The sequence below is a fragment of the Haloarcula amylovorans genome (assembly GCF_004681185.1).
Lineage (GTDB): Archaea > Halobacteriota > Halobacteria > Halobacteriales > Haloarculaceae > Haloarcula > Haloarcula amylovorans.
The window spans coordinates 37,936-50,798 of the sequence record NZ_SRIF01000009.1; the positions used below are offsets into that span (position 1 = coordinate 37,936).

Annotated in this window: 10 protein-coding genes; 6 read left to right on the forward strand and 4 right to left on the reverse strand. The window is 62.1% G+C overall.

Going from position 1 to position 12,863, the window contains the following annotated elements:
- Window positions 1–98: 98 nt before the first annotated feature.
- The gene (locus tag E4S61_RS21005) at window positions 99–383 is read left to right on the forward strand and encodes a hypothetical protein (RefSeq protein WP_135305885.1); all 285 of its coding nucleotides are present in this window, start codon (window positions 99–101) and stop codon (window positions 381–383) included.
- Between the two features lie 2 nt (window positions 384–385).
- Here the strand turns inward: E4S61_RS21005 and E4S61_RS21010 are convergent, their stop codons facing one another.
- The gene (locus tag E4S61_RS21010; RefSeq protein ID WP_135305886.1) at window positions 386–1,495 is read right to left on the reverse strand and encodes a right-handed parallel beta-helix repeat-containing protein; all 1,110 of its coding nucleotides are present in this window, start codon (window positions 1,493–1,495) and stop codon (window positions 386–388) included.
- A gap of 105 nt (window positions 1,496–1,600) precedes the next feature.
- Complete coding sequence (locus E4S61_RS21015) at window positions 1,601–3,808, reverse strand: DUF2206 domain-containing protein (protein ID WP_135305887.1); 2,208 nt, start codon at window positions 3,806–3,808, stop codon at window positions 1,601–1,603.
- Window positions 3,809–4,943: 1,135 nt separating this feature from the next.
- Between E4S61_RS21015 and E4S61_RS21020 the strand changes: the two genes are divergently transcribed.
- On the forward strand, window positions 4,944–6,251 hold the full coding sequence (locus E4S61_RS21020; RefSeq protein ID WP_135305888.1) for a glycosyltransferase family 2 protein: 1,308 nt from the start codon (window positions 4,944–4,946) through the stop codon (window positions 6,249–6,251).
- Window positions 6,252–6,330: 79 nt separating this feature from the next.
- Here E4S61_RS21020 and E4S61_RS21025 read toward each other — a convergent pair whose 3' ends face one another.
- Window positions 6,331–7,098, reverse strand: coding sequence for an FkbM family methyltransferase (locus E4S61_RS21025; RefSeq protein ID WP_135305889.1), 768 nt, complete (start codon window positions 7,096–7,098; stop codon window positions 6,331–6,333).
- A gap of 115 nt (window positions 7,099–7,213) precedes the next feature.
- On the opposite strand from E4S61_RS21025, the gene E4S61_RS21030 reads away from it, so the two are divergent.
- Window positions 7,214–8,422, forward strand: coding sequence for a carboxylate--amine ligase (locus E4S61_RS21030; RefSeq protein WP_135305890.1), 1,209 nt, complete (start codon window positions 7,214–7,216; stop codon window positions 8,420–8,422).
- A gap of 1 nt (window position 8,423) precedes the next feature.
- Here E4S61_RS21030 and E4S61_RS21035 read toward each other — a convergent pair whose 3' ends face one another.
- On the reverse strand, window positions 8,424–9,842 hold the full coding sequence (locus tag E4S61_RS21035; RefSeq protein ID WP_135305891.1) for a lipopolysaccharide biosynthesis protein: 1,419 nt from the start codon (window positions 9,840–9,842) through the stop codon (window positions 8,424–8,426).
- A 323-nt stretch (window positions 9,843–10,165) separates the two neighbouring features.
- On the opposite strand from E4S61_RS21035, the gene E4S61_RS21040 reads away from it, so the two are divergent.
- The 3 genes from E4S61_RS21040 to E4S61_RS21050 all read left to right on the forward strand — a co-directional run bounded on the left by E4S61_RS21040 (window position 10,166) and on the right by E4S61_RS21050 (window position 12,659).
- Entirely contained in the window at window positions 10,166–10,747 is a 582-nt protein-coding gene (locus tag E4S61_RS21040) for a DUF1616 domain-containing protein (RefSeq protein ID WP_167768602.1), read from the forward strand.
- A gap of 141 nt (window positions 10,748–10,888) precedes the next feature.
- Window positions 10,889–12,130 (forward strand): sulfatase-like hydrolase/transferase, encoded by a 1,242-nt coding sequence (locus tag E4S61_RS21045; protein WP_135305893.1) that lies wholly within the window; start codon window positions 10,889–10,891, stop codon window positions 12,128–12,130.
- 4 nt (window positions 12,131–12,134) lie between these two features.
- The gene (locus E4S61_RS21050; protein ID WP_135305894.1) at window positions 12,135–12,659 is read left to right on the forward strand and encodes a metal-dependent hydrolase; all 525 of its coding nucleotides are present in this window, start codon (window positions 12,135–12,137) and stop codon (window positions 12,657–12,659) included.
- Window positions 12,660–12,863 lie beyond the last annotated feature (204 nt).

The window sequence follows — 12,863 nt, forward strand, 5'->3', positions numbered from 1 at the left end:
CCGATGCTCCGACGAACGTACCACACGACTACTGATAGCAGCCACTTACATCACAGCGACCGTAGCTATAAACGCGGCACGGTCGTATCGACCCCTCGATGGATTTCCCCGCCCGTCTCGGTGGCTTCGGGACATGGCAGCTCCTGTGGGTACTCGTGACTGTCGGCCTCCTCTTACCGTTCGAGAACGCGTTTCCTCCGTCGCTCAGAGTTTTCGAGATGGCGTTTCTCACCTGGTTCATCGGCTTTCTGGTCGGTGTCGAGCTCCTCGTTTCGGACGGTGCCGCTCAGTCGATGCGGCAGAAACGCTACGTCGTCGTTGCGGGTGGCATAGCCGTGACGGTAGCCATCGTCGTTCGGCACGTCTTCTTGCTTCGTCTCTAGTCCTATTCGAGGTTGTCGCCGGTCTCCCAGGACGATGCCACCCGAATCGGGTCTCCCTCGAACTCGCCGAGTATCGTGTTGTTCGTAAACGAGCACGTCTCGAACTCGCCGTCACGGGCGTATATCGCACTTCGTATCGTCTCGTCGTCGCTTTTCTCGTGAAACGTGTTGCCTCGAACCTGTAGCCCCTCGATTCGATTCCCGTCGGTGGTACAGGTGATACCGTCGCGATACGACCCGCGGACGATATTGCCGTCGACGTGGTTGGCTATCGAATCGACCCCTTTCCTCGCCTGAACCGTAAGACACGGATTGTGAGGCCGATATTTCGAGATGTCGTTGTCAATTATCTGGTTATAATCGCCCCGGTCGATCTCAACGTCGACACCGCCATTGGCGTAGAACTTGCTGTTGGTGACGATGTTCGCGCTCCCGCGGATTCTGATCGCGTATCCGGTGTTCCGGCCGAACCAGCACGAGTCGACTCTCGTGACACCGACAGCGGGTCCCGCCCGCCGGTTCAGCCCGATTTGTAGCGCATCCCTGTTGGACCCGACGAACCGACACGTCCGAAAGTAGTTGTCGTCGGTGGACGCTGCCGACCCCGCCAACCAGAACGCCTTGTCCTCGGCGTTGACGAAGTCGCAGTCGACGAACCGGCCGTTCCAGAACGCGCCGTACACCAGGCTGCCACTCGCGTTGTTCGCCTTGTTGCCGTCTAGTGTCAGATTCTCCAGTCGAGCCTGCATGCAGTTCCTGTCGGGTGGATTTCGACTCGTTATAAGGTCCGTGTTCGCGCCGTCCGCCAGTTTGAGCACCGTCGCGTTGCGGCCGGTCCCGACGAGCTGGACGCCGTGGTCTACCGTGAGAGCCGACCCGCGGTACTCGCCTCGTCCCAGCGTAATCGTCACGTTCGGCGCGTGCTGGTCGACGATTCGCTGGATACCGGTGATACCGTCGCTCGGCGGAACGTGGTAGACGTTTCCCGACTCGTCCGGGGCATCCACCTGTGCCGCCGACCCCGAGTCGGATCCGCGGGTGCGAGAGTCGATGGATTGCCAGCCCAGAGCGCCCGCTACGAAGCCGAGAAATCCTCTACGTGTCCTACTCATGCTCAGTCACTGAACGAGAAATACGGGAAGTAGTAACATAAGTCATTGTTCTAACATCATTGCGCGATTATTACGCATATTGGTCAGCGCGCGTCGGTGTGACTGCTAGCAGTTCTCGGACGGCCCTCGCTCGCGAACCGTGGAGCGTGACCGATAGACGGCGGCCGTCCCGCTGGCGTAGATGCGGTCCGACGGGCGTATGACCTCCCGATAGAACGTCGTCTCACGCGGTTCGATGTAGTTTCGACTGCCGACGGCCCGTACCATGGGGCGGTCGCTGACGTAAATATAGGACCGACAAGCCAGTCGGGTCTGCGCTGGCCAGACCAATCCGACTTGCCTCGACTCTATGACTTCGCGAACCAGTAGTCCATCTCTGCTTTTCACCTGCGACCACTGGTTGAACACGGCGACATCGGTTCCGCTCTGAACGTTCGAATCGAGCCACCGCGTCGCCGCCACCTCCGAGGAGTCGTACACCGGCCATCCCGCTTCCTCGTCTAAGTTGATGCTGTAGGACGGTTCATCCGCCCCCGTGAACGTAAACGCGCCACCGGAGCTGAAGACGAACAGCACCGCAAGGAACACGGCGAACAGGCGGAGAGACGTCTGCCGCGAGGGGAAGACAGCTGGGCCGGAATGCGCCGCGGCGAGGAGCTTCCGCGGCACTAGCGTCACTCCCAGTAGCAGGGTTCGAAAGCCGGTGACGGTAAAGGGGGCGAGCGTCGCTAAGACGAGGAGGAGAATTCTGTCGAACCCTAGTCCGTACGATAGCAGCAGTCCCGAGACGAGAAAGGCACAGAGAAACGTCGCCAAGAGGACGTACTCCGGGTCCGTCTCGGTGTCTTCGCTGAACGAGATGGCGTACCCGGTTCGCAACACGCCGAGTCCGACGCATCCGACCAGTATCGCAGACAGGGCTTGATAGCCGAGCCAGACGGACGACCGAAACGTCTTCGTCGCGTAGCCGACCCCGCTCCGGCCGGAGATATCGCCGAAGTTCGTCACCATCGCGCGACCGATTCGGACGACTCGCTCGAAATTTGTCCCGTCAGCGGTAAAGAGGTACCACGCCACCCACCCGACTGCGAGCAGTTGGACGAGCGTGGGTCGGACGAGATACTCCTCGGGAGGGTCGACGACACCGAGACGAACGGCGAGTCGAACCGAGACCACCACCGCTCCGAGAAAGAGAACGAACAGCAGACTGAACCCGTAGTGGGAGACGAGGAACATCCCGGCGAAAGCGACCGAGAGCGCCCGTCCCCGCTTCCCCCCAAACGAGCGGTCGAACGCCGTCAGGAGGAGCAAGACCAGGAACAACTGACTGAACACCTGCTTACCGGGGATGTTCTTGAAGTAACCGTAGTAGAATATCAGAGCGTACGGCGAGAGGGCGGCGACCCAGTCGTCGGCGAACTCCACACTCGCGAGGTGATACACCGCGACGGGGAGCAGTGAGGCGAGGACGGGGAACAGCAACTTGAATATCCAGACGAGTTCGAGTCCCGTCACTTCGGCCGCGACGGCGGCGAGAAACGTCACCGAGAGCAGCGAGTTCGTCGGACTGCCGAACCCCGGGTCCCAGTGACCGTCCGCGAGAATCGTGTGTGCGGTGGCGTACTCGAAGTGGACGTCCCACCCCCAGATGTGCGACGTTATCAGCGTCATCTGGAGCAACACCGCCACGGCCACCGCCCAGATGGCGAACGGATGGAGTCCGGACGGGACGACGCGGACAGCGACGAGGAGGACGACGACTGCGACGAGCGCGATGAAGACGAACATCGGGACGCTGTCGTCGGCGACGTTTCGGGCGTACGCCGCCGAGATTGCCACGAATGGGAGGACAGTGAGGAAGACCCCCGACAGGAGCATTCGCCGCGAGAAGGCGGGAGGGAAGCACGAGCTCGGTTCCTGAGCCGAATCCGACAGCAAGACTGCGCCGCTCAGACCGAACAGTACTCCCGCGTGGACCCACGGGACGATGGCTAGAGGGTGGTCGCTCCCGAGAGCGGTGAACAGGTAGTTCGTTCCGAGCGCCACCAGAACGAGAATGGTGATGCTCACCCCCACTGCCAAAAGGAGCAGCTTCGAGAAGCGAACGCGGGTCACCTTGGCGAGACGTAACACGAGATATCCCGGCGCGACGAATCCGGCGACGAATCCGAGGACCGCACGAATCGGCGCGGCCTGTCTCATCTCCGGCGTTATCTCGAAGGTGAGTAGCGCCACCGCCAGCACCATCGCGAGGAGGGCGATTTTACCGTCGATCCCGTTCTTGGTCTGCATCTGTACGTTGCGTGAAGTCATGAATGGGAAGCGGAACGGGTAGGATCGGGAATGGTCATTGCGCTATGTGTCTCGAATCGTCCGCTTCGAACGTCTCGGCCAATGGGCTCCTGTCGACCGTACAGCACGCGTTTTCATCGTCCCCCTGTGCTCGTTTGACAAGACGCGAACCGAAAGTGGAAACGAGTTCGTTCGCTCTCCCCGACAGCGTTTCCAAGTCCGGGCCGCTATTTGAGTACGACCAGTCCGATTCGGGTGGTTGGTCGACAGCTTCTGAAAACGGAAATGCCCTTTTCGGGACCGGGTGGGCCCGGCGAGGCGTTCGACCGCCGGAATAGTCCGTAAAGAGGGGCAGGGAGACCACTGTCTTCGAGCACGAGTCACGTTAATAGAGTAGTAGCAAACGCTATCACCACTTCGTTCAATTTTCCCTACCGTGCGAAAATGAGGAGTTTATCCCAGTTATATGATATTCTACCGTCTCGTCCCGGAGACGGCTATGTACGGGTGTAATGGGCGGACTCGTGCCGTGGGCTGTCGTTACTCGGAAGTAATCACCGGAAACGTCGATGTATCACGGCGGTACTGAGAGCAGTGCGAAACGGTAGTAAACGGAGTTCGGACTCACGCTCGCTCGAACAACCGATCGACGAAAGGACGAAGCGCGTCGCCGTGGAACCGACATCGACGAGAGCTATCAGTTGGTACGATACCGGTACCGAACGCACCCGAGCGCGTAAGTGCTGCTTCTTATAGTTGCCCCGAGGTCCACCGTTCGGCGAGGGCAGCGGTAGTACTGGTAGTGTAGCGTCACTATGGCCGGCAATAGGTTCTGACGACCGGCGGTAACTTCGGAGTTCGGGTTACCAGCAGGCAGCAGTTGTGCCACGTACTAAGCCCCGTCTCGGGAAAGTCAGGCAGAATATATCACATTTAGTAATAGTAACAGCACGCCGAGTCGAATAATATCATACGTGTTATAATACCGCGCTACTATAATACCTATTTGATTTACGCAACGCTACTCGTCGAGTATTCGCAGCGGTTGCAGATACGGTATTGTTAATTAAGTTACCTGTATTCGAACGGCTGTTTTGGCGTCGTACGGGCCAGTTCGCCCGTGGATGCCAGACGATCAGTTTGACTGTGATAAGACATGGCACGACCCGACAATCACCAAGACGATACGCCGGCTTTTCTCTCGTCCGGCGAACCGGCGGTCGGAATACTGGCGAGTGACGAGTACGCTGAGTGGGTAGCGGGAGAGATTATTCGTGCACGCAGAAGCGGGCATCAGGTGTTCGTCGCTGGGACAGGGGACACTGAACGGGACTGGCAGATGTATGCACGCGCGCTCGACGCGACAATACTCGAACAGGAGCGGCGCACTGACGGGACTGTTTCCCTCCGACAGCAACTGAGAGACGCCGCGTGGAAAGAGGGCTTTCCGGGCCTCATCGTACACACCGATTCACCAAAGCGGATCGACCTGGAACGAAGCATCGAGGAGCTCCAGGCGACGGATTCCTACACCGTCGATGCGTACGTCGATCCCCCCGTGTCCGGGGAGACGACAGTGCTCGCCGGGATACCCGCGTACAACGAGGAAAACACCATCGAAGAAGTCGTCACGGAAGCGGCCGAATACGTAGACGAAGTTCTGGTAGTAGACGATGGAAGCGACGACCGGACGGCGCTCGCGGCCAAAGCGGCCGGAGCGGCCGTCGTCGAACACGACTACAACCGCGGATACGGCAGCGCTCTCAACACCCTGTTCGAGCAAGCCAGTCGAGCCAGGGTCGACCACCTGGTCGTGCTCGACGCGGATAGCCAGCATGACCCCGCCGATATCCCGAAACTCGCCGACTCCCAGCACCGAAACGAGGCCGAGATTGTCGTCGGAAGCAGGTTCGTCGAGGACGGGACGATGAACGCGCCGTTCTATCGGCGCGTCGGGTTGATGGCGATTAACTCCCTGACGAACATCAGTCACGGCGCGATTCACCCCCGTTCGTGGATCAGAGACACGCAAAGCGGATTCCGAGCCTACTCGCGGAAAGCGATACAGAGCCTCGCGTCGGACGACGCTATCAGCGCTCGGATGAGCGCCAGTACCGACATTCTAAACCACGCTCGTCGGAACGGCTACTCCGTCAAAGAGGTGGGGACGACCGTCGATTATGCGGTCGACGGAGCCAACTGTCACCACCCGCTGTCACACGGCTTCACGCTGGTAAACAACCTGTTCCAGACCGCCGAAGTCGAGCGACCGCTGTCCGTCCTCGGCATCCCCGGTTTCGTCAGCTGGTTCGGGGGGCTCGGCTTCGCGTCCCTATGTGTCGTGCGATATACGTCGACGGGACGGATTCCCCTGCTGTTCGGACTGCTTGCCGGCCTCCTGACCCTCACCGGATTGGTTGCCTGTTTCACCGCAAGTATCCTCTATTCACTCCCACAACAGTGACGCCCGGCTGTGGCAAGGACTCTTCGAGTGACGGCGGCGCCTCGGCCGTTCCGACGGATGCGCTGCAGTGACGCGGCGGTCACGAACTAGTAGCTCGCAGGAAGTAGACGCCGTCGCGGTTCGTCGACGGGTCGGCCAGCCGCTCCCTGGTGAATCCCAGTCGGTCGAGTAGCCGCTCGACGTCCTCTGGTGACGCACCGTATCGGTCGCACTTTCGCTCGTGGACTTCGACGAATACCGTCTCGACACCGTTTAGTGTCTCCGTCAGGCCGTCGAGAACGTCCAGTTCCGCGCCCTGTACGTCTATCTTCAGCACGTCGGGCGCGGGGACGCCGCGCTCGACGAGTTCGTCGCCGCTTACCGTCTGAACTTCGATGCCGGACTCGACGCTTCGCTCCGGTGTCACGTAGTGGTGGCCACCTCCAAGTTCGGTCGTCTCCGACCGGAGAGACGCTGTCGCGTGCTCTCTCCCGAGCGCAATCGGCGTGACCGTCCAGCGCTCTGCCGGGGCGTTGGCACGGAGATTCTGTCGAAGGCGTTCCCGATTCGTCGGTTCGGGTTCGAACGCGACGACGTGATCTCCCCTCCGTATCGCGAAACAGGCGTACGTCCCGACACAGGCACCGACGTCCCAGACGGTCTCGTCGCCGTCAAGGGCGTCGAGAAACGCCCGGAGGACGTGGCGCTCCCCACCCTGTTTCGTCGCGCGGACGTACTCCGTCCGCGTGGCGACGTGAAACCGACTCTCGGTCGATCCCACGCGGACCGTCCGCGGCGTTCGCCGCAGCGCTAGAACGGCCTTCCAGCAGGCAGCGTACAGTCGGATGGCGGCTGCTGGTCTACGCATCGTCGGTGTTCGCTCCGGTCGAGAAAATGTTATATGCCTCCTATCGAGGCGTAATCCGACCTGTCTCCGAGAAGTCTATGAGTAGTTATACCGGTGTTGCGGTAACGGTCAGGAAATGCGGAAAGAATACGACACGGAAGACGCCGTTCTCCTCCCAGCAGGAGTCTCCGGGAAGAGCCTCACCTGCGTCCGGTCGCTCGGATCGAAGGGCGTCCGGACTATCGTCGCGTCGTCGAAACGGTCTGTACCGGCCGCCGCGTCCCGGTACTGCGACGAACACGTGACCGTCCCCTCGGCGTATCAGGACCTCTTGGCGTACAAGGAGGCCATCCTCGCGCTAGCGAGTCGCGAGAACGTGCGTACGATAATTCCCAGCCGCGAGGTCGATGCGTTCGTCCTCTCGCGGTATCGGTCGTCGTTCGCGGACCACGTAGAGCCCATCTGGCCGCCGATGGAGACCCTTCGGAAGGTACAGGACTGTCTACTCGTTCCGGACGTCGCCGCGGCAGCAGACGTGCCCATTCCGGAGACGGTGTCGTTCGACGATGTCGAGGACTGGCAGCGCGAGCGCATCGTCAAGCCGCGGTACGCGCTCCTCACCGGAGCCTACGTGGACTCGCTCTCCGCACGCGAGTGTAACGGTCGCCTCTCGCCGATACACCCTACTCCGGGGGTCGAGCCCGACCGAGACGAGGTGCTCTCGGCGATGGACGGTCACGTCCCCATCGTCCAGTCCTACACCCCGATCGAACACGAGTACTCGTTTCGCGCGCTATACGACCACGGCGAACCGGTCCTGACCAGCCTCCGACGGCAGATTCGGGGGCAGACGTACGCGGGCGGCGCAAGCGTCTACCGGGAACTCGTCGAGATTCCCGAACTGTCGGCGCTCGGCCGTCGGGTCCTCGACGAACTCGACTGGCACGGGCTCGCGACGGTGCAGTTCATCGAGAACGCGGACACCGGCGAGTACGAACTGCTCGAAGTCAATCCGCGGACCTGGACGTCGATTCCGACCGACGTGCGCGCGGGTGCCGATTACCCCTACGCGTTCTATCTGTTGGCCACCGGTCAAGCGGACGAGATTGATACGGACCACGAGATCGGGTTCGGGACCCATCTCCTGTTCGGGGAACTCCAGTACCTCAAGAGTGTGGCGTTCGACGACTACCCGAACGCACCCAGACCGGCGCTCAGCGAGGCGGTCTCGGCAGTGTTGCGCTCGACGTACGAACACCCGCACTTCGACTATCTCGTGGCAGACGACGCCGCGCCGTTCGTCCGCGGCGTCCTGAACGTCCTCGAAGAGCGGGTATCGTCGTGACTCAGCCGCGGACAGCGTTCACGCCCGGATAGAGTATCCGGTCGCGGACGCTCGGAATCGCGATTGAGAGAACGAGATAGACACAGACCCCTAGTCCGACGTGGGCGAGGAGGGCGACTAGTCCGTCAACCGGAACCATAGTCCGGACCGCGACGAGAACGGCCCCCATTCCGAGCGAAGAGAGGGCATACCAGCAGACGAGGTCGGTGGGATAGCTGAGCGTGAGAAAGCGGGAGAGATATCGGGTCTGTAAGAGCGCGTTCACCAGCCATGCCCCGGCGGTGGCGAGGGCCGCGCCTTCGAACCCGATTGTCACGACGAGGACGGGACTGGCGACGAGGTTCAGGCCCACCGCAGAGACAGTGGCGCGTGCCGTGAGGTCCGGGCGGTCCAGCGCCCGGATGGACGCGCCTACGATGTCGTTGTACGACTGGACGAGCTTCTCCACCATGAGAATCACCAGGACGGTCGAAGCGATGGTGTACTCCGGCCCGAAAATGAAGTCGAGCGCCGGTCTGGCGTAGAGAAAGGCCCCGACGAGCGCCGGGACGGAGACGAACGTGACGAACCCCAGCGCGCGGGAGACGGTATTCTCGATGCGGTCGGTCGAGGAATCGGCATCCCATCGGCTTATCTGTGGAAACAGGTTCAGTTCGATGGACTTGCTGAACAGGAGAACCAGCAGTGTCAGCTGCCACGCTACCTCGTAGGCGCTGACGAACCGACCCGAGAGGAAGAATCCGATGACGACGACGTCCATCCACTGGTAGACGCGCCCGCCGGCGACTGTGAACGTCTCGAACTTCGAGAACGCCAAGAGCGACCGAATTCGGTCGACGTCGGGCCGGCCGATGGCCGTATCACAACGGTGAAACGCTCGGAGAAACTCGACCGTCCGACCACAGATCAGGGCGACCAGAATCCCGCGGCTCCCCCAGCCGAGGTTCAACAGGAGGACAGCGAGACCAACCCACACGATTCGGCGGGAGAACTCGATGGAAGCCGTCTCGCCGACGCGTAACTCGCCGCGGATGGCCTGTAGATAGAACCGCGCCAGTTCCTGGACGACCAACCCCGCGACGAGGAGGGTAACGTAAGGCATTCCGAGCGCCGACCTGATGAGCGACCGCCCCAGCCACACGCCCGTACAGACTACGGCGAGCGTCCCGAGCTTGAACGCTAGCGCAGAACCAAGCGTGCTCGACGGCGCTTGCCCCTCCGAGAGCCGTTTCTCTAGCGCACCCCGCATGCCTAGGTCCGCCGGAATCGATAGGAGTCCCAGCAAGGCGAGATAGAGGAAGAACGTACTGAGTTCCTCGGGCAGAAGCATCCGGGTGAAATACGTTATCGCGCCGAAGAAGAGAAACGCGTTTCCGAACTTCGCGACGAGCACCTTCGCCGTCGACCGACCGAGGTCCATGGCCGAAGTGCCGTTTCCGCACCAATCGTTATAGACAACGTAGCGGCCGAAAGTAGGCGATCGAGATGCCGTCTCGTTTTGAGCGAGGCAGTGTCACCCGCCCGAGATGCAGTTCCGCGAGGCGGCAGCTCGGTGTGAACGGCGGTTGCCACCGCTATCCGCGGACAAACGTGGCCATATATCGACAAGATTGGCGTATAGCTATGCAACCCCGCCCTATCGGGCCGATAACACGGGGTTTCTCCTCGCTACGCTCGGTTTCCAGCGCCTTCTCCCGCGAACAGTCCTCCAGACTTTTCAGCCGCGGCCGCGCCCGTAGAACGATGTCGTCTCCGCCGACGCTCCCGACCCGCCTCCTGCGATGGCTCCGGACTGGGCGATACCTCCGCTATAGAGTTCCAGTAGTGACCGACCCGTTGGACAACAGAGCGGGTGCGTGGCTCGGGCACCTCCTGATACTCGGATGCCTCCTCGTCGCCGTCGGCACTATCGGATACGGTTTCACGAAGCCGACGCAGGACGCGGGCTACACCGAATTCGCCGTCTTCACCGAGGAGGGCGGTGAGCTGATCGCGGCCGAGTATCCGTCACAGCACGCGGAAGACGGCACCGTCGTCGTCAGGGTCTCGAATCACGAGGGACGGACGCTGAACTACACGGTCGTCGCCGTCTCACAGCGTGTCGACGGAGGCGAACAGCAGACGCCAACGATACAGGCGCAGTCCACGCTCGGGCGGCGTCGTCTCGCACTCTCGGACAACGAGACCGGCCGCGCTCGGTTCGACGTGACCGGCGGTCTGACCGGTGGAGACGTCCGTGTCGCGTTTCTGCTCTACCGGGGCGACACCCCGGAGAGCCCGCGACGTGAGACGGCCTATCGATCGCTGTATGTCTGGGTGAGTTGAGAGACGAGCGACGGCACCCGAGACAGAGAACAGCAGCTCTCACGTCGTGGAATCAGTGCTTACCGGAGCGTGCTCGGTGTGAGTGACGCGTACGGGCACAATTACAATCACCGTCAACCTCGCTCCCTGCAGACGAGAACGATGTTTGGCTCTCTCTCCGAACGTGCGTCGGTCGAACGCGTCGAGAACGTCGTGTTGTTCGTCTCGGACGCGATGCGGTACGACTTCCTGCCGCAGTCGGTCCGGCGGCTCGGTGTCACGGCGAAAGGCATCGCGCCGAGTACCTTCACCGCGTCGTCCCTGCCGTCGCTGACGAGCGGGCAGTATCCCGCCACGCATCGGGTCTGGATGTTCGACGACCAACTCGCGGAGACGCCGCCGCTCCTCGACGGGAGCGCAACGGACGTTGGATTCGACGCCGAGGCGGTCTGGCCGGAGCTGCCAGCGCCGGAGAAACCACCGCTCCAGATTCACCACCTCACCGAAGAGCGTACGCTCGACGACCTCGAACCCCCGTTCACGCACGTCGTTCACGACGTGGGTCCGCACGCGCCGTACGGGTTCGACAACGGCGTCTTCGAGTCCACCAAAGCGTTCTTTGAGGAGCACGAGCGCCGGCGCGCGCCGCTGGTGTCCCTCTATAGAGAGGACTGCCGTCGGTCCGCGTCCAGATTTCTCGACATCTACGACGACCTCGAAGAGCGCGGCCTCCTCTCGGAGACGCTCGTCATCTTCACCAGCGACCACGGTCAGTGTCTCGGCGAACCCGCGAACGGCGGTCGGTTCGGTCATGGCCATCCGATGGTCCCGGAGACAGTCGAAATCCCGGTCGTCTTCGCCGGGGCTGGCCTGCCCCGCGGGAGAGAGTACGGCGCGCTCGTCTCCGGGACCGACATCGCACCGACCGCACACTCGGCACAGCGTGGCCGGGTCTCCGACCTGGTCGACGGCCTCGATCTCTGGACGGAGACGCCGCCCGAAGACCGGACGCCGCGGTCGGACGTCTGGCAACACCTCGACGTGGGCGTCGGCCCCCTGGACTACGAACTCACCGTCTATGCGGCGACGTCGGCCTGGAGCGAAGACGGCGGCCACATCTTCCAACGGGGGTCAAGCGCCGAACGGACTGTGGCGCTCGGTTACGACAACTGCTTCAGAGGCTACTCCCCGGCGTGGCGGCACAACTCCTCGCCCGGCAGCCTGCTCTCCTTTCTCGCTCTCTCGCTACAGCGGGAACTGACCTTCGGGGCCCCCGATTTCACCCGCGAAGCGGCCCGAGAAGAGGTTCCGTCGGCGTTCCAGACCGGCGACCCCGCGGTCACCGATACGACCCTGAGCGACCGACAGGAGGACAGGCTCCGCGACCTCGGCTACCTGAAGTGAGCCGATGCGGCCGGACATCCACGCCGGGCTAGCCTATCTCGCGTGGACGGCGTACACGCATCTCTCGGCCACCCGACCGCCGACGGACGCGGAGTTCTGGGTAGTCATCTTCGGGAGTCAGTTCCCAGACCTCGTCGACAAACCGCTAGCGTGGACGTTCGGCGTCTTGCCGTCCGGGCGGTCGCTCGGCCACTCGCTGCTGACGGCGGCGATACTCGTCGTCGTCCTCCGGCGGTACCTCTCTCGCGACCGCGACGTACTCGTGACCGCCTTCGCCGTCTCGGTCGTCGGACACGACCTCCTCGATGCGATTCCCCCGCTCCAGCGAGGACAGCCCGCCTACGTGCGCTATCTCCTCTGGCCGGTCGTCGACCAACCGCCCTACGACACCTCGCGGTCGCTGCTGGACTCCCTCGTAGGCGGTATGTTCCACGGCGAATGGGGACTGTCGTCGCTCGCGATTCTGCTCGTCGCGCTCGTCTGGATAGCCGACGGAACGCCGGGACTTCCCATCGGTGACGGCGAGTGACGCGAGAGCTATCCCTAAGGAAACATATCGGACGATAAGACGGCGTTAGCGTAGATAATTTGTCGATACTGCTTGTACCGACGATTGCAGGCCCGTTCGCGGACGCTCTGGCCGTCTCCGGACTACCTCGTAACGGAGTAAGTCGGGACAAGGGATAGGGCGGTTCGACCCGTCGTTCCGTCCCCGAGCGACGTGAGTTCGGTA